15 protein-coding genes and 1 other RNA gene are annotated in these 16802 nt (G+C 67.4%); 7 read left to right on the top strand and 9 right to left on the bottom strand.

Translation table 11 applies throughout. The annotated features are described in order from the left end of the window. Positions 1-11: 11 nt before the first annotated feature. From ffs to pdhA, 5 genes are all read right to left on the bottom strand, one after another. An RNA gene (gene ffs, locus BKA04_RS08905) (signal recognition particle sRNA small type) lies at positions 12-108 on the bottom strand. A gap of 25 nt (positions 109-133) precedes the next feature. Then, positions 134-1237 carry a tellurite resistance/C4-dicarboxylate transporter family protein gene (locus BKA04_RS08900; RefSeq protein WP_104096091.1) on the bottom strand — a complete coding sequence of 368 codons (1104 nt, stop codon included), beginning with the start codon at positions 1235-1237 and terminating at the stop codon, positions 134-136. 102 nt (positions 1238-1339) lie between these two features. Then, on the bottom strand, positions 1340-2686 hold the full coding sequence (locus tag BKA04_RS08895; RefSeq protein WP_104096090.1) for a dihydrolipoamide acetyltransferase family protein: 1347 nt from the start codon (positions 2684-2686) through the stop codon (positions 1340-1342). Between the two features lie 9 nt (positions 2687-2695). After that, a complete protein-coding gene (locus BKA04_RS08890) occupies positions 2696-3688 on the bottom strand; it encodes an alpha-ketoacid dehydrogenase subunit beta (protein WP_104096089.1) in 993 nt (330 codons plus the stop codon). Next, the gene (gene pdhA / locus BKA04_RS08885; protein ID WP_104096088.1) at positions 3685-4773 is read right to left on the bottom strand and encodes a pyruvate dehydrogenase (acetyl-transferring) E1 component subunit alpha; all 1089 of its coding nucleotides are present in this window, start codon (positions 4771-4773) and stop codon (positions 3685-3687) included. The genes BKA04_RS08890 and pdhA overlap by 4 nt, the downstream gene beginning before the upstream one ends. A gap of 168 nt (positions 4774-4941) precedes the next feature. On the opposite strand from pdhA, the gene acnA reads away from it, so the two are divergent. Genes acnA through BKA04_RS08850 form a run of 7 tightly spaced genes read left to right on the top strand, consistent with a single transcriptional unit; the run spans position 4942 to position 12225 of the window. Beyond that, positions 4942-7734: an aconitate hydratase AcnA gene (gene acnA, locus BKA04_RS08880; protein WP_104096087.1), complete on the top strand. Its 2793-nt coding sequence runs from the start codon at positions 4942-4944 to the stop codon at positions 7732-7734. Positions 7735-7755: 21 nt separating this feature from the next. Further along, positions 7756-8394, top strand: a complete 639-nt coding sequence (gene mobA, locus BKA04_RS08875) for a molybdenum cofactor guanylyltransferase (protein WP_104096086.1) — start codon at positions 7756-7758, stop codon at positions 8392-8394. A gap of 33 nt (positions 8395-8427) precedes the next feature. Continuing rightward, positions 8428-8691, top strand: coding sequence for a DUF6457 domain-containing protein (locus BKA04_RS08870; RefSeq protein WP_104096085.1), 264 nt, complete (start codon positions 8428-8430; stop codon positions 8689-8691). A gap of 37 nt (positions 8692-8728) precedes the next feature. Beyond that, a complete protein-coding gene (locus BKA04_RS08865) occupies positions 8729-9952 on the top strand; it encodes a ThiF family adenylyltransferase (RefSeq protein ID WP_104096719.1) in 1224 nt (407 codons plus the stop codon). Between the two features lie 2 nt (positions 9953-9954). Beyond that, entirely contained in the window at positions 9955-10383 is a 429-nt protein-coding gene (locus BKA04_RS08860) for a molybdenum cofactor biosynthesis protein MoaE (RefSeq protein ID WP_104096084.1), read from the top strand. After that, positions 10380-11006: a cold shock and DUF1294 domain-containing protein gene (locus BKA04_RS12305; protein WP_167309713.1), complete on the top strand. Its 627-nt coding sequence runs from the start codon at positions 10380-10382 to the stop codon at positions 11004-11006. The genes BKA04_RS08860 and BKA04_RS12305 overlap by 4 nt, the downstream gene beginning before the upstream one ends. A gap of 43 nt (positions 11007-11049) precedes the next feature. Next, positions 11050-12225, top strand: a complete 1176-nt coding sequence (locus BKA04_RS08850) for an acyl-CoA dehydrogenase (RefSeq protein WP_104096082.1) — start codon at positions 11050-11052, stop codon at positions 12223-12225. A gap of 21 nt (positions 12226-12246) precedes the next feature. Here the strand turns inward: BKA04_RS08850 and BKA04_RS08845 are convergent, their stop codons facing one another. Genes BKA04_RS08845 through BKA04_RS08830 form a run of 4 tightly spaced genes read right to left on the bottom strand, consistent with a single transcriptional unit; the run spans position 12247 to position 16801 of the window. After that, positions 12247-13710 carry an aminotransferase class I/II-fold pyridoxal phosphate-dependent enzyme gene (locus BKA04_RS08845; protein ID WP_232842017.1) on the bottom strand — a complete coding sequence of 488 codons (1464 nt, stop codon included), beginning with the start codon at positions 13708-13710 and terminating at the stop codon, positions 12247-12249. A gap of 5 nt (positions 13711-13715) precedes the next feature. Then, complete coding sequence (locus BKA04_RS08840; protein ID WP_104096717.1) at positions 13716-13961, bottom strand: MoaD/ThiS family protein; 246 nt, start codon at positions 13959-13961, stop codon at positions 13716-13718. A 13-nt stretch (positions 13962-13974) separates the two neighbouring features. Next, entirely contained in the window at positions 13975-15060 is a 1086-nt protein-coding gene (gene moaA, locus BKA04_RS08835; protein ID WP_269902554.1) for a GTP 3',8-cyclase MoaA, read from the bottom strand. Continuing rightward, on the bottom strand, positions 15011-16801 hold the full coding sequence (locus BKA04_RS08830) for a molybdopterin-dependent oxidoreductase (RefSeq protein ID WP_104096080.1): 1791 nt from the start codon (positions 16799-16801) through the stop codon (positions 15011-15013). The genes moaA and BKA04_RS08830 overlap by 50 nt, the downstream gene beginning before the upstream one ends. Position 16802: the final 1 nt, after the last annotated feature.

The following is a 16802-nucleotide window of genomic DNA, read 5'->3' as shown; positions in this document are numbered from 1 at the left end:
ACCCAGCTTAAGGCGAGGACTCCCCGCGCACCCGCCAGAGCCCGGTTACCCTTGCTACGTTTCCGTCCTGGGGGAGTTGGCCTGGATGGCGCCACACGGGGAGCCGCGACAAGTCTAACCGGGACGCGCCGTGCTAGCGATGCTGCGCGATCCTCTCGGTCGTCGTCGCACCCAGGACATCCCTGCGGGCCGCCGATTTCAGCATGAGGGCGGTCACCGCGACCCACATCACGCCGGCAATCCAGGTGCAGATGATCCCCAGGTCGTGCACGATCGGCAGGCCGAGAAGCCGTCCCAGGTGGATGCTCGCGACCGAGAACATCCCGAGCGGGAAGACCATGCTCCACAGCTCGGACTCGTATTGCACCGGGTAGCGCTTCACCGCGTGGCGCCACAGCCCGAAGATGACGAGCAGCGGAATCCACCAGACGCCGAAGGCCCAGAGCATGAAGGTGAATCCGGACACGAAGTCGTGCGTGGCCTTGATGATGGGCAGGTCCGCGAGCAGGCTCAGGATCGACCAGCCCGAGTACACCGTGATGGCCGTCGCACCCATGTACACCCAGTAGGTGGGGCGGATGCCGAACGCATCCTGCGTAGTCGTCATGAGTCTCAGCGTGATGATCACGGTGAGCACGATGTACAGGACCACGCCAATGCTCCACATCCCGACGGCGACGACGCCGAGGATGTTGACCTCGAGCCCGTGGTCGATGATGCCGGTCACGACCGAGATCGACTGTGTCGCGACGACCCAGATGAACCAGCTCCCGTTCGCTTTGAGCGCGGGGGCGCCATCCTGCGGGCCCAGCATCATCGCTGCGGCGATCCCGTAGGTCAGGACGAGCCAGAACGGGACGCTGATGCACAGGAGGACGATGGTCACCGCCGGCTCGATCGAGAAGAAGAGCGCGCCGACGACGTTGAGCGCGGCGACGATGGTCGCGAATCCGAACGCGATCGCCGGGTTGCGAGCGTCGGCATAGACGAGGTCCCAGTGGCGCGCCACCCTCCACACCAGGGCGATCAGGAGTGCGACGAGGCTCACGACGGCGATGACGAGCAGGGCGACGGTGATGGCGCCCTGACCCACCAGTGAGAACGCCGCTCCGACGATGCCCGTGGCCATCACGAAGGCGAAGGCGCCGGGAGGCAGTTTGCGAACCGCGGTTCCGAGTCGGCTTCGGCCGGCCATGAGGTTGCTCTGCTTCGCGTCGGTCGTCTTCGCCGTTGCCATATTCGTAGGCTACGCGGGCACCCGTGACGGTGTCACCGCGGAACTCGGTGAAAATTCCGCCCGGCCGACGATGCGCCGCGGCCGACCGATGTCCGTTTCCGGCTAGAGGAGCATCCGCAACGGCTGCTCGAGGATGCCGACGAGGTCGCGCAGGAAGCCCGCCGCGACCGCGCCGTCCATGACGCGATGGTCGATGGTGAGTGTGATCTTGAGCTTCGGAACATCGACGAGCACCCCGTCGCGCAGCGCGGGGACGGGGCTTGCAGCACCCACCGCGAGAATCGCAGCCTCGGGAGGATTGATGACGGCGGTGAACTGGTCGATTCCGAACATGCCGAGGTTCGACACGCTGAACGTTCCGCCGGTCATCTCGTCGAGGGAGAGCTTTCCGTCGCGCGCCTTCTCGGCGAGCGCGACGGTCTCGGTGGCGATCTGCCCCAGTGATTTGCGGTCGGCATCCCGGATGACCGGCACGAGCAGTCCGGCCTCCGTCGCGACCGCGATCCCGACGTTCACGCGACCGTGCTGCACGACGGCCTGACCGTCTGCATCGTCGACCCAGGACGCGTTCGCCTCCGGATGCTGTCGGAGCGCGACAGCGACCGCGCGCACGATGACATCGTTGATGCTCGCCTTGAGGTTCTGGGAGGCGAGCGCCTCATTGACCTGGCCGCGGAACGCGAGGAGCTTCTCGACATCCACGACGCTCGTGAGGAAGAAGTGCGGCACGGCCTGGCTCTGCGTGAGCCGCTTCGCCGCAACCGACCTGAGGCGGTTGGCGGGGACGCGCACGTCCGCACGCTGCTGGTCGGCGCCGAGCGGTGCGGGAGCCGGGGCGACAGCCGACGGCGTCGGCGCTGCCAAGCTGCCCGTGCCCGCCGAAATGGCGGCCTCGACATCCGCGCGGACGATGCGGCCCTGCGTGCCGGAGCCCGTCAGGGTCGCGAGGTCGATGCCGTGTTCCTTCGCGATCTTGCGTGCGAGGGGGGAGGTCCTCGGCTTGCCGGCCGACGAAGCCGATGACTGCTCGGCCTGCTCGGATGACCGGCTAGCCGACGCCGTCCTCGACGGCTCCTCAGCAGGTGAGGCGGCCGGCTCCTCAGCCGACGGCTTCTCGGCGGGAACCCCTGCAGGTGCCTCAGCAGGCGCGTCAGCGGATGCCCCGGCGGTTTCCTCGGCGGCGGGCGCCGGAGCGGGCTTCGCCGCCGAACCGCTCCCGTCGCCGATGACCGCAACCGGGGTTCCGATCGGCACGACGGCGCCGGCCTCCACGAGCTGCTGCTCGAGCACGCCCGCCTCGAAGGCCTCGAGGTCCATGGTCGCCTTGTCGGTCTCGATCTCAGCGAGGACATCGCCCTTGGCGACCGTGTCCCCGACATTCTTGAGCCACTTGGAGAGCTCGCCCTCCTCCATCGTGTCGGACAGGCGGGGCATCACAACCTCGGACATGGCAGCCTCCTACTTCCGGTAACCGCTCGCCGCGAGCGTCTCACGGATGACCTTCGTGAGCGCAGCGGCATCCGGCATCGCTGCGAGTTCGAGCGGCTTCGCGTATGGGAGCGGCACCTCGGCGGCGGCGACGCGGCGCACGGGGGCGTCGAGCCAGTCGAAGACGGCCTCACCGATCGTCGCCGAGATCTCGGCTCCGACGCCGTAGCTCAACATGTCGTCCTCGAAGACGACGGCGCGGCTCGTCTTCTTCACGGACTCGCAGAACGTCACTCGGTCGAGAGGACGCAGGCTCCTCAGGTCGACGACCTCGATGGAGATCCCCTCCCCTGCGAGCTGCTCAGCGACCTCGAGAGCGGTCACGACGCCGCGCGAGTAGCTGACGACCGTGAGGTCCGTACCCTCCCGCGCGATCGCTGCGCGACCGATCTCGGCGACCTGTTCGCCATCCGGAACGTCGCCCTTCGTGTTGTAGAGGCCCAGGTTCTCCAGGAACAGCACGGGGTCGTCGTCGCGAATCGCGGCCGTGAGCAACGCCTTCGCGTCGGCCGGGTTCGAGGGGGCGACGACCTTGAGCCCGGGGATGTGCGCGTACCAGACCTCGAGGTTCTGCGAGTGCGTCGCGGCGAGCTGCTGGCCGCCTCCGCCAGGAGTGCGGATGACCAGGGGCACTTTCACGCGTCCGCCGAACATCCCGTACATCTTGGCGGCGTGGTTGACGATCTGGTCGATCGCGATGAGTGAGAAGTTGAGCGTCATGATCTCGACGACGGGGCGAAGGCCCAGCATGGCGGAGCCGATCGCGACCCCGGTGAACCCCTCCTCGGAGATCGGGGTGTCGACGACGCGCTTGGGGCCGAACTCCTTCAGCAGGCCGGCGGTGATCTTGTACGAGCCCTCGAAGACGCCGATCTCCTCGCCGATGAGGTACACGTTCTCATCTCGCGTGAGCTCTGCGCGCAGGGTGTCGTTGAGCGCCTGGCGGTAGGTCAGCTCGGTCATGACGCCACCGACTCCACGGTCGTGACCGGATCGCCGGGGTACGCACGGGACTCGTTCGCGACCGGCGTCGCGTACACGGCGTCGAACAGCTCGGAGGGGGAGGGATCCGGACTCGCGTCCGCGAAGTCCACGGCATCCGTCACCCGCTTCTCGATCGCGTCGTGGATGCCGTCTGCCGTCTTCTCGTCGAGCGCGCCCGCCTTCAGGAGACGGTTGCGGAAGGCCGGCACCGGATCATTGGCCTGGGCCTCCTCGTTGTCCTCCTTCGAGCGGTACCGCGCTGGATCGACGACCGAGTGCCCTTTGAGGCGGAAGCTCATGGTCTCGAGGATGCTCGGCTGACGGTCGGCCCGAGCCTTGTCGAGCGCGGCGATCGCGGCATCCCGCACGGCCACGGGATCGTCGCCGTCGACGCGGACCCCTGGGATGCGGTAGGCGGAGCCGCGCTTGTAGAGGTCCGGCTCCGCGGAGGCGAGCTCGACCGGCGTGCCCATACCGAGCCGGTTGTTGACGATGACGTAGACGATGGGGAGCTTCCAGAGGCCGGCGAGGTTGAGCGACTCGTGGAACGCGCCGATGTTGGTGGTGGCGTCCCCCATGAGGCACATGACCGCTTCGGCGTTCTTGCCCGCCTTGCTGCGATAGTCGATCGCGAAGGCGGCCCCCGTCGCCGGGGGGATCTGGCCGCCGACGATTCCGTAGCCCCCGAGCATCCGGAGGTCTGCGTCGAACATGTGCATCGAGCCGCCGCGGCCGCCCACGACACCCGTCGTCTTCCCGAACAGCTCGGCCATGACCGCTCCGGGCTCCATGCCGCGCACGAGCGCGTACCCGTGGTCGCGGTAGGTCGTGAAGAGGTAGTCGGTGTCGCGAAGCGCGGCCAGAAGACCGACGACTGTGGCCTCCTCCCCGAGGTTGAGGTGGCAGTAACCGCCGATCTTCGCGCGTGCGTACATTTCGCTGGCCCGCAGTTCGAACTCGCGCACGAGCACCATCTGCTCGTAGTACCCGCGAAGCGTCTCGGCGGAGTCGCCACCCTGCTTCGCGGTCCTCCTGGCGCCTGCCGGACGTCGTGTGTCCGCCATTCGGGCCTCGCTTTCCCTAGACCGCTTCTCTTCCAGCCTATTACTAGGACGTCCGACTTGTTCACGAAGGCACCTCACGTTGACACCTCGGAGACAACAGCGGACGATGGGAGAAGAATCACCGCCGAAGGTGAGCGCATCTCCGGCGGTCCGGCGGAGGAGTGACTCATGAACAGCTTCGGTGCGCGCGCGGACTTGACGGTCGGCGGCACGACATACGAGATCTTCCGACTGGATGCCGTACCGGGATACGAACGCCTCCCCTACAGCCTCAAAGTGCTGCTCGAGAACCTGCTGCGCAATGAGGACGGCACGCTCGTCACGGCCGACCAGGTGCGCGCAGTGGCCGAGTGGGATCCCGCAGCGGACCACGGTGCCGAGATCCAGTACACCCCCGCACGCGTACTCCTGCAGGACTTCACCGGCGTTCCCTGCGTCGTCGACCTCGTCGCGATGCGAGATGCCATGGCCGCCTTCGACGGCGACCCGCAGAAGATCAACCCCCTCATCCCCTCCGAGCTCGTGATCGACCACTCGGTCATCGCGGATGCGTTCGGCACTCCGAAGGCGTTCCGCATCAACGCCGACCTCGAGTTCCAGCGCAACCAGGAGCGCTACCAGCTGCTGCGCTGGGCGCAGCAGGCCTTCGACGACTTCCTCGTCGTGCCGCCGGACACCGGCATCTGCCACCAGGTCAACCTCGAGTACCTCTCCCGCGTCGTGTTCACGCGCGAGCGTGGAGGCACGAACCAGGCCTACTGCGACACCCTTGTCGGCACCGACTCCCATACTCCGATGGTCAACGGCCTCGGCGTGCTCGGCTGGGGTGTCGGCGGTATCGAGGCCGAGGCGGCCATGCTCGGCCAGCCGATGAGCATGCTCGTTCCGCCGGTCGTCGGCGTCAAGCTCACCGGTTCGCTGACCGAGGGGACGACCGCGACCGACCTCGTGCTCACCGTCGCCGAGCTGCTGCGCAAGACCGGCGTCGTCGGCAAGTTCGTCGAGTTCTTCGGCCCCGGGGTCGCGGCGATCCCGCTCGCCAACCGTGCGACCCTCGGCAACATGAGTCCGGAGTACGGATCGACGTGCGCGATCTTCCCGATCGACGACGAGACGCTCTCCTACCTGCGCCTCACCGGTCGTCCGGAGAGCCAGGTCGCTCTCGTCGAGGCCTATGCGAAGGAGCAGGGGCTCTGGCACGATCCGGACCACGAGGCCGACTACTCCCTCGTGCTCGAACTCGACCTGGCAGGCGTCGAGGCGTCCATTGCGGGGCCGAAGCGCCCGCAGGACCGCATCCCGCTGCGCAAGGCGCGCAAGGTCGTGAGCGCGATTCTCACCGAAGGATCACAGGCGCCAGAGGATCTCGTCGGTCTCGACGAGGCGAGCGCCGAATCCTTCCCCGCGAGCGATCCGATCGCGCTCGGCGATGTCGGCCGCAGCGCGCTGCCCATCGACCGGACGGTCAAACAGAAGGAGATCCCGTGGCTCTCCGATCCGGTCACGGTCACAGTCGGCGACAGTGAGACGACGATCGACAACGGCCACGTCGTCATCGCGGCGATCACCTCCTGCACGAACACCTCGAACCCCGAGGTCATGATCGGCGCCGGCCTCATGGCGAAGAAGGCGGTCGAGCTGGGCCTCAGTTCCAAGCCGTGGGTCAAGACCTCCCTCGCCCCCGGCTCCCGTGTCGTCACCGACTACTACGAGAAGGCCGGGCTCACCCCGTACCTCAACCAGCTCGGCTTCGACCTCGTCGGATACGGCTGCACGACCTGCATCGGCAACTCGGGGCCGCTCATCCCGGAGATCCAGACGGCGGTCGACGACCACCACCTCAACGTGTCCGCTGTGCTCTCCGGCAACCGCAATTTCGAGGGCCGCATCCACCCGCAGACGCAGATGAACTTCCTCGCCTCCCCGCCGCTCGTGATCGCCTACGCGCTCGCCGGCACGATGAACACCGATCTGCAGACCGACTCCCTCGGCGTCGGCAAGGACGGTCAGGACGTCTACCTGCGCGACATCTGGCCGAGCGTCGCGGAAGTCCAGGCCGTCGTCGGCGAGGTCGTCGAGGCCGACATGTTCTCGAAGGGCTACGCGAACGTCTTCGACGGAGACCAGAACTGGCAGGGGCTTGAGATCCCCGACGCGGACATGTTCGCGTGGGACAACACCTCGACCTACGTGCGACAGCCCCCGTACTTCGACGGCATGCCGCGGGACCCTGAGCCTCTCAGCGACATCCGGGGCGCCCGCGTGCTCGCGCTCCTCGGCGACTCCGTGACGACGGACCACATCTCTCCTGCCGGCAGCATCAAGCGCGACTCGCCGGCCGGGACGTGGCTTCAGGAGCAGGGGGTCGTGCCGAAGGACTTCAACTCGTACGGGTCGCGGCGCGGCAACCACGAGGTCATGATCCGCGGAACCTTCGCGAACATCCGACTGCGCAACCAGCTCGTGCCCGGGGTCGAGGGCGGATTCACGCGGCACTTCCCCGATGGGGAGCAGTCGAGCATCTTCGACGCCTCTCGCCGGTACCTGGACGACGGTGTGCCGCTGCTCGTGATCGCCGGAGCGGAGTACGGGTCGGGCTCCTCCCGCGACTGGGCGGCGAAGGGCACGCTGCTGCTCGGAGTGAAGGCGGTGCTCGCGACCAGCTTCGAGCGCATCCACCGCTCGAATCTCATCGGGATGGGGGTACTGCCGCTGCAGTTCCTGCCCGGCGACACCGCCGAGAGCCTCGGCCTCACCGGCGAGGAGACCTACTCGATCTCGGGCCTGGAGGGGGCGACCGCCGCTCCGGCTCGCGTCACGGTGACGGTGACACCGGATGCCGACGCCGGCACTTCGCGCGAATTCGAGGCTGCCGTACGCATCGACACCCCGGCTGAGGCGGAGTACTACCGGCACGGCGGAATCCTGCAGTACGTGCTGCGGCAGCTGCTGGCGGCCTGACACCGCCTCGGGGCCGAGCCCGTGCTGATCGACGCGATCGTCCTGTCCGGAGGACGTTCTGCGCGGCTGGATTCCGTCCCCAAGTCGGAATTCACGGTCGATGGTGTCACGCTTCTGGAGCGGACGATCGCGGCGATCGAGGGCGCCCGCCACATCGTGGTAGTCGGGCCGCAGCCCGGCCGGCCGCTTCCGGATAGCGTGCTCCTGGCACGGGAGGATCCACCCTACTCCGGGCCGGTCGCCGCGATCGCAGCTGGACTGGATGCACTTCGCGAAGGCTTCCTGAGCCCGACGGGCAGGGCGGGCGACGTGGCGGAACCCAGTGAGGCGACACTCGTGCTCGCGTGCGACATGCCGCAGGTTCACCTCGCGGTCGGAGCGCTCGAGCAGGCGCTCGCTGCGCATCCGGATGCGGACGGAGTCATCGCCGTCGACTCCGGCGATCGCGAACAGCCGCTCGCAGCGTGCTACCGTACCCATGCCATCGCCGAGGCCGTCGCACGACGGAGGGCAGCAGGGCCGCTCGACTCGATGCGCGTGTTCGAACTCATCGAGGACCTCGACCTCAGGCCCGTCATCGTGCCGGCCGGCACCACCTCCGATGTCGACTCGTGGGCCGATGCTGCACGACTCAGCGCACTGCCGCCGACCAACCGATGACCGTACCACTCCACCTCCGACGAAGGGATACCCATGAATGACGACGAACGTACTGCCCTCGACGCCTGGGCGGACAAGCTCCGCCAGGCGCTGGAGTTGAACGACCTCGAGTTCGACATCGACCGCGTGCTCGATCTGGCCGGAGACGCCGCACGCTCCGTCGTGCGCCCTGCCGCGCCCGTCACGACCTTCCTCGTGGGCTATGCCGCCGGACGCGCGGCCGCCGGAGGGAGCGACCCCGCCACTGCGGTCTCGGACGCGATCGTCACGGCAACCGGGCTCGCTGCCGCCGAATAGAATGGTCTCAGCCAGTCGACGAACCTCCGCCGACGACATGAGGGAGGTCAGCGTGAGTTCACCGGTCCCCCTCGTCGAACCGGGCGCCCGTCTGGCGCCGGAGAGACTCGCGCGCTACAGCCGACAACTCGCGCTGCCGGGATTCGACGACGTCGCCCAGCGCAGGCTCGCGAACGCCAGGGTGCTCGTCATCGGCGCAGGAGGGCTCGGCAGCGCATCCGTCCCCTACCTCGCCTCGGCCGGCGTGGGAACGATCGGCGTCATCGACACGGATGTCGTGGAGCTGTCGAACCTGCACCGCCAGATCGTGCACGGCGTCGCCGACATCGGCAGGAGCAAGCTGGACTCGATCGCCGACACGGTGGCCGGGATCGACCCCGCGACCACGATAATCCGCCACGACGTGCGCGTGGATTCCAGCAACATCCTGGACATCCTCGCCGACTACGACGTGCTGCTCGACGGCAGCGACAACTTCCCGACGCGGTACCTCGCCAACGATGCCGCAGCGCTCACCGGGAAGCCTCTCGTGTGGGGCGCGATCCTCCAGTACCACGGCCAGGTCGGCGTCGCGTGGGCGGGGCACGGGCCGACCTACCGGGACCTGTTCCCCACGCCTCCCGCCCCCGGTACCATCCCCTCCTGCTCCGAGGGCGGCGTGCTGCCGAGCGTCTGCGCGGTCGTCGGGGCCATCATGGGCGCCGAGGCGATCAAGCTCATTACGGGCATCGGCCGGCCGCTCCTCGGCACGGTGACGACGTACGACGCGCTCTCCGGGCGATTCAGGGAGATCGACTTCGCGGCCGACCCGGACAGCTCGCCCATCACCGAGCTCATCGACTACGAGGCGTTCTGCGGGATCTCGTCGGAGCCCGTGCGCGGCGACGAGAAGTCAGCGGTCGGCTCCGACCTCGAACCGAACTTCGAGCCGGGCTTCGATCCCGGCTTCGAAATCGACGCGCGGCGACTCGCCGACCTCCTGGCCGACGGCGACCCGATCCAGCTCATCGACATCCGCGAGCCGTACGAGAGGGCGATCGCGGCGATCGAACCCTCGGAGCTCATTCCACTCGGCACGCTGGTGCACAGAATCGACGAGATCCGCCGCGACATTCCCGTGGTGCTGTACTGCCATACCGGGGTGCGTTCGGCGAGCGCCCTCGCATTCCTCCGCGAATCCGGATTCCACAACGCCTCCCATCTCGTCGGTGGGATCGACTCGTACTCCGCCACCGTCTCCCCCGCTCTGGTTCGCTACTGACCATGCACTCGAGAACAGCGCAGGACCTCCTCGCCATCATCACGAGCGATGAGATCGACGTGCGTGCCGTTCAGAAAGCGGTCGGGGCGCCGCACAGTGGAGCCGTCGTGGTCTTCCACGGCGTCGTGCGAAACCACGACGAAGGGCAGGATATCCAATCCCTGGACTACCGTGCGCATCCGGATGCCGAGCGCATCCTCGCGGAGTGCTGCCGGTCGGTGTCGGAGGAGACGGGTCTCACGGTCGCTGCCATCCACCGGATCGGCCACCTCGAGATCGGGGACGTCGCCCTGGCCGCCGCGGCATCCGCAGCCCATCGACGCGAGGCGTTCGACGCCTGTGAACTGCTCGTCGAACGCATCAAGTCGACCGTGCCGATCTGGAAACGCCAGTACTTCACTGATGGCCGTTCGGAGTGGGTCGGATTGTGACGACGCGGCACAGCGGCGTCGTGACGAACTGGCACGACGAACGCGGGTTCGGCTTCATCGCTCCGGACGGGGGCGGGCCGGATCTCTTCCTGCACATGAGGGAGTTCCAGGGCGCCGGGCAGAGGCCGCACGATGGCATGACCGTCACGTATGAGCCGTTCCTCAACCGCGAGGGTCAGCTGCGGGCGCTGCACGTCGTCGAGGTCGGCGAGAAGTGGTCCCACGCGCCGGCCGCGGGGCGCATCGGCACGCAGATCATCGGCTACCTGGCCGTCGCCTGCTTCCTCGTCATCATGGTCCTCGAGGTGGAATTCTGGGGCATGCCGGCCTGGGTCTTCGCGATCTACGGCGGCGTGAGCATCATCTCCTTCGCCCTGTACTGGCAGGACAAGAGGGCGGCGATCGCCGGAACCTGGCGCGTGCCGGAGGAGCAGCTCCACCTGCTCGGTCTCGTCGGCGGCTGGCCGGGCGGCATCGTCGCCCAGAACCTGTTCCGCCACAAGACGAAGAAGGAGAGGTTCGCGCGGTACTTCTGGTTCACAGTCGCCCTCAACGTTCTCGCCTTCGTCGCGATCGGCACCATCATCCGCTTCGACTGGATCAGCCAGTTGATGGGTTCCTGACCTCCCGCCACGGCGGGGGCCACCGATAGGGAAGAATGAGCGCATGGCACCCGCCTTCGACTGGAAAGACCCGCTCCGCCTCGACGAGCAACTCACCGACGACGAGCGGATGATCCGCGACGCCGCGGCGAGATACGCGCAGGACAGGCTCGCCCCCAGGGTGCTGGATGCGTTCCGCAACGAGCACACCGATCCCGCGGTCTTCCGCGAGATGGGAGAGCTGGGGCTGCTCGGCGCGACGATCCCAGAGGAGTTCGGCGGCAGCGGCCTCAACTACGTCAGTTATGGGCTGATCGCCCGTGAGGTCGAACGGGTGGACTCCGGCTACCGCTCGATGATGAGCGTGCAGTCCTCCCTCGTCATGGTGCCCATCCTCGAGTTCGGCACGGACGGGCTGCGACAGAAATACCTCCCGAAGCTGGCCAGCGGCGAGCTCATCGGCTGTTTCGGACTCACCGAGCCGGACCACGGTTCCGACCCGGGCGGCATGGTCACACGAGCACGGAGCGTGGACGGCGGGTACCGCATCTCCGGCGCGAAGACCTGGATCACGAACAGCCCCATCGCCGATGTGTTCGTCGTGTGGGCGAAGGATGACGCCGGCGATATCCGCGGGTTCGTGCTCGAGAAGGGCTGGGAGGGGCTGACCGCCCCCGCCATCCACGGCAAGGTGGGCCTGCGCACGTCGATCACGGGCGAGATCGTCCTGGATGACGTGTTCTGCCCGGAGGAGAACGCCTTCGCGGACATCCGGGGCCTGAAGGGGCCGTTCACGTGCCTCAACTCGGCCCGGTACGGCATCTCCTGGGGTGCGCTCGGCGCGGCGGAGGACTGCTGGCACACCGCGAGGCAGTACGTGCTGGACCGCAAGCAGTTCGGCCGTCCGCTCGCCGCGAACCAGCTCATCCAGAAGAAGCTTGCCGACATGCAGACCGAGATCGCCCTCGCGCTGCAGGGATGCCTCCGCCTCGGGCGCATGAAGGACGACGGTACGGCGACCCCCGAGATCACCTCGATCATGAAACGCAACAGCGCGGGCAAATCGCTCGACATCGCGCGCCAGGCCCGCGACATGCTCGGCGGCAACGGGATCAGCGACGAGTTCGGCATCGCACGGCACCTCGTGAACCTCGAGGTCGTCAACACCTACGAGGGCACCCACGATGTGCATGCGCTCATCCTGGGGCGGGCGCAGACCGGAATCGCCGCGTTCTCCTGAATCGCGAGGATGCCGCCCGGGTCAGTTCTCGACGACCCTCAGGCGGTCGACGGCGGGGTCGATCGCGCCACGCACATGCCCGCCGGGACTCGCCGCCACGGTCCGCAGGAAGTCCACCACTTCGGCCGTGATGATCTCCCCCGGCAGCAGGTTCGGTATTCCGGGCGGGTAGGCGGCCAGCGTGTCCGCCGAGACGCGGCCGACCGCTTCGCGCGCCCCGATCGTGACGGCGGGAGAGAACCAGGCGTCCCGCGGTCGCATGCTCGGGCGGCCGAAGTGCGGCAACGGGAGTGCGTGAGTGTCGGCGTACGCGAGTCTCCCCACCGGCTCCAGCCGGTGCAGTGCGTCGACGAAGCGATCCACGTCCGGCTCGTATCCTGGCCCGAGGAACGCCACGATGCAGGAGTCCGTGGAGATCTCCGTGTAGATCCCCTCGGTGCGCATGAGTTCCTCGCGCACGGCGTGACCGTTGAATCCGGCCCGGCGCACGTCGATCGAGACCCTGAGCGGGTCCGTGGCGACGATCTCTTCGAAGTCCCAGGTGTCGCTCACGATCCCGAAGACGCCGGCGTCGCGGACGCGCGTTCGGATGCGTTCCGCCGCCGCGATCGACGCGCCGATCCGATCCCACCCGGTCTGCAGGGATTGGCGAGCGATGTCGAGTGAGGAGAGCAGCAGAGAGCTCGGACTCGTGGACATCGTGATCATGAGCGCGCGCTGCACGAGAGGTTCGAGGGCGTCGCCGAACGGGCCGTCGCCCAGGTGCAGCATCGCGGACTGGGTCAGGCTCCCTCCCAGCTTGTGGGTGCTCGAGACGACGAGGTCGGCGCCCCGGGAGAGCGCATTCGCCGGAAGATCTTCGTGGAATCCGAAGTGGGCTCCCCACGCCTCATCGACCATGATCGGCACACCGGCGGCGTGCGCGACCTCGGCGAGCGCGGCCACGTCCGCGACGGCGCCGAAGTAGCTCGGCGTCACGACGTAGACGCCCTTCGGGTCGTTCGTCGCGGCCAGCACCCGGGCGAGTTCGCGGGGCGAGAGCCCATGGGCGATGCCGTAGCGGTCATCGATGAGCGGCTGCGCGAAGGCCGGCGTGAGTCCGGCGAGGATGATGCCGTCGATGAAGCTCGAGTGAGCGCTGCGCTGCACGACGACCTGCTGGAGGGGCCCGCCCAGCGCACCGAAGACGAGTGCGCCCATCCGGTTCGCCTGCGACGCACCGTTCGTGAGGAACCAGGTGCGGCGGGCACCCCACGCCTCGGCGGCCAGTGCTGTGGCGCGGGAGAGCGGGTTGTCCGGCCCGAGGTCGACACCGCCCAGGAGTGGACTGATGTCCTTGCGGACCGTGTCCTCGCCGAAGAACTCGATGAGTTCCGGCGCTGACCCGGCATCGGCGCTGTGGCCCGGAACGTTCAGCCGCAGCTGGTCCTGCGCTGCGTTGTCGGCGACCGCCTGGGCGTAGGGGGCGCCGCGATCCCTGGGCACCGGCGTCAGCCGCCGGCGAAGGGCGGGAGCACATCCACTCGGTCGCCCACCGGAAGCGCGTCGTCCTTGCACACGACGCCGTTCAGAAGAAAGGAGCCCGATTCCACGACGCGGCGCATGAGGTCGCCGTACCGTTCGACGAGAAGTACCTTGAGCGAGCCGAGCGTCGCGCCGTCGTCGAGCACGAGCTGTTCCTCCTCGCACTGCGCAGCATCCGCCGCCGCAGCGAAGTATCTGACCGCAACGATCACGCCGGTACCCGTCTCAGCCGCCAATGTAGGACATCTCGATTCGCTTCGCTCCCCTGGAGTGCCGGGGGGTGTTGAGACCACGCAATTCCGAGTACCGGTCGGTCCGCGCCCGCCAGATCGCCGCCATGGCAGCAGACAGGTCGTCATCCGATGCCCCGCCCCGCAGGAGCGCCCTCAGATCGTGCCCCGTGTCGGCGAAGAGGCAGGTGTAGAGCCGGCCGTCGACGGAGATGCGCGCCCGGGAGCAGGAGTGGCAGAACGATTGCGTGACGCTCGAGATCACGCCGATCTCGCCCTCGCCATCCCGGTACCGCCAACGCCGTGAGGTCTCGCCGCGGTAGTTCGGCTCGACCTCCTCGAGCGGCAGTTCAGCGTGGATGCGGGCGATGACCTCGGCGGAGGGCACGACCTCGCGAAGCTGCCAGCCGTTCGTCGTTCCGACGTCCATGAACTCGATGAACCTCAGGATGAACGGGGTGCCCTTGAAGTGGCGCGCCATCGCGACGATGTCCTGGTCGTTCAGGCCCTTCTTGACGACCATGTTGACCTTGATGGGTCCGAGGCCCACCTCGTGGGCGACGTCCAGGCCGTGCAGGACCTTCGCCACGGGGAACCGCACGTCGTTCATCGACTGGAACGTGGCGTCGTCGAGGGAATCGAGCGAGACCGTCACCCGGCGCAGCCCGGCATCCTTGAGCGCGGGGGCCAGGTGGGCGAGCGCGGAGCCGTTCGTGGTGAGGGCGATGTCCGGAGCAGCCCCCGACGGTGTGCGCAGCTCGCTCAGCATGGCGACGAGCTCCGGGAGCCCCTTGCGCAGCAGCGGCTCGCCACCGGTGAGCCGGATCTTCTCGACACCGTGGCCGATTCCGATGGCGGCGAGCCGAGTGATCTCCTCGAACGTCAGCAGCTCCTCGCGCGGCATGAACGCGTAGTCCCGCCCGAAGATCTCCTTGGGCATGCAGTACACGCAGCGGAAATTGCAGCGGTCCGTGACGGAGAACCGGATGTCGTGGAGCGGGCGGCCCCGCACGTCGACGAGCGGCGCGGCGTCAGATCGACTGTCGGTATCCGAAGAACTCGTGATCGTTGTTGTATCCACCGTGACCACCACCGATCTCATCGAAGTGTTCGACGAACTCGACACCCTTGATCCACTTCACCATCTTGAAACCGAGCTGGACCTCATTGCGCAGCCGAAGGGGCGCGCCGTGTCCGAACGAGAGGTCCTCGTCGTTCATCTCGTAGGCAAGCATCGTGAGCGGGTACCGCATCTGCTCGATCGACTGGGCGTCGTAGTAGATGCCGCCATCCGGCCCGAGGGCGAACGAGTAGAAGATCACCCACTTCGCCTCCGGCTTCGGTTTCACGAGGTCGAGGATCGTCGACATCGAGACGCCGCCCCACTTCGCGACACCCGACCAGCCCTGGATGCAGAAGTGCTGGGTGATCTGCTCGTGATGGGCGAGAGCGCGCAACTGGGCCAGGTCCAGTTCCACGGGGTTCTCCACGAGCCCGTTGATGCGCAGCTTGTAGTCGGCGAAGTCGCCGTCGCGCAGCTTCTGGTACTCCTCGGTCTCCGGGTACTTGCCGTTGTGCCAGAAGTACGGGGAGATGTCCTTCTCGGTGTACTGGCCGGGCTTCGCGTCGATGTGCTCGAAGAGCTTCTGGGCGGGGCCGATGAGGGCGTAACCGACCTTCTGCACCTTCCGCGGGAACCGGTAGGTGAGCGGGGTCGCAGCCACCCAGGCCACGATCATGACGACGAGGGATGCCGCGAAGACCCAGAAGCCGACCCAGGACTCGTCGTCCCGCCCCCCGTACATGTGGTTGAGGTTGGCAAGCGCCCCGGTCGCGAACACGAGCGAGACGTGCACGATGATGAACATCACGAACCAGCACAGCACCGCGAAGTGCAGCGAGCGGGCGACCTGAATGCTGAAGATCGAACTGATCCAGCGGAACCGGGTCGACAGGGCGGGAGACATCCCGAGCCCGGTGATGAGGGCGAGCGGCGCCGCGACGAACACGGTCAGGAAGTACGCGATGAGCTGGAGGCTGTTGTAGTTCACCCAGCCGTTGTCGAGCGGCCAGTCGAGCGAAAGGTACTGGATGGCGACCGAGATCGAGTGCGGGATGACGTCCCAGCTCATCGGGACCAGCCGCATCCACTGGCCGGTGACGAAGATGAGGACGAAGAACACGAGCCCGTTCAGAAGCCACAGCGTGTCGATGCCGAGGTGCCACCAGCGGGCGAGGCCGATCGAGTGCCGGCGTCCTGGCAGTCCGACGCCATCCGGCAGGGTGAGCGAATCCATCTTCGCGGTATAGAGCGGGTCTGCGGGAACCGGCTTCTGCATCCGGAACCAGTCCTTGCCCGGCGTCGAGTGCCGGGTGAGGTAGAGGCGCGGGTGGTCGGCGAGGATCGTCACTCCAGAGCGAATGATGAAGATCATGAAGAAGGCGTTGAGGAAGTGCTGCCAACCGAGCCAGGCGGGGAAGCCGACCGGAGCACCGGCGGGGAGCTCCGACTCTCCCGGGTACTGGGCGATGAACTCCTGGACGCCGGGGAGATCCCTCAGCCCCTTCGCGACGGCGATGCCGGCCACGAGCAGCACGAGTCCGATGGGGATGAGCCAGAGCAGGTTGAACCACTTGTCACGACCGACACGGATGCGCGGGGCGACTCCGTACTGGGGCGGTACTCCGCCCGCCCAGTCCTCGTCCACCACGTCGTGGGGTTTCTTGACCAGTTCCGTCCGATAGCTCGTGTGGACCCCGCTCGTGGCGTAGCCCTTGTCTGGTGCTGGAAAGAGTTGGTCGTCGGACGGCGGGTGGATCATG

Origin of the sequence: Terrimesophilobacter mesophilus, from assembly GCF_014200375.1 — a bacterium.
Taxonomy (GTDB): Bacteria; Actinomycetota; Actinomycetes; order Actinomycetales; family Microbacteriaceae; genus Terrimesophilobacter; species Terrimesophilobacter mesophilus.
The sequence above is the reverse complement of the archived record's forward strand: the minus strand, read 5'-3'. Positions and strand labels throughout refer to the sequence as shown.

Coding starts and splice junctions, on each gene's coding strand:
- BKA04_RS08890 (WP_104096089.1), bottom strand. CDS start 3,688: ATGACCGAGCTGACCTACCGCCAGGCGCTCAACGACACCCTGCGCGCA.
- BKA04_RS08870 (WP_104096085.1), top strand. CDS start 8,428: ATGAATGACGACGAACGTACTGCCCTCGACGCCTGGGCGGACAAGCTC.
- pdhA (WP_104096088.1), bottom strand. CDS start 4,773: ATGGCGGACACACGACGTCCGGCAGGCGCCAGGAGGACCGCGAAGCAG.
- BKA04_RS08860 (WP_104096084.1), top strand. CDS start 9,955: ATGCACTCGAGAACAGCGCAGGACCTCCTCGCCATCATCACGAGCGAT.
- BKA04_RS08865 (WP_104096719.1), top strand. CDS start 8,729: ATGAGGGAGGTCAGCGTGAGTTCACCGGTCCCCCTCGTCGAACCGGGC.
- BKA04_RS08900 (WP_104096091.1), bottom strand. CDS start 1,237: ATGGCAACGGCGAAGACGACCGACGCGAAGCAGAGCAACCTCATGGCC.
- BKA04_RS08850 (WP_104096082.1), top strand. CDS start 11,050: ATGGCACCCGCCTTCGACTGGAAAGACCCGCTCCGCCTCGACGAGCAA.
- BKA04_RS08830 (WP_104096080.1), bottom strand. CDS start 16,801: ATGATCCACCCGCCGTCCGACGACCAACTCTTTCCAGCACCAGACAAG.
- acnA (WP_104096087.1), top strand. CDS start 4,942: ATGAACAGCTTCGGTGCGCGCGCGGACTTGACGGTCGGCGGCACGACA.
- BKA04_RS08895 (WP_104096090.1), bottom strand. CDS start 2,686: ATGTCCGAGGTTGTGATGCCCCGCCTGTCCGACACGATGGAGGAGGGC.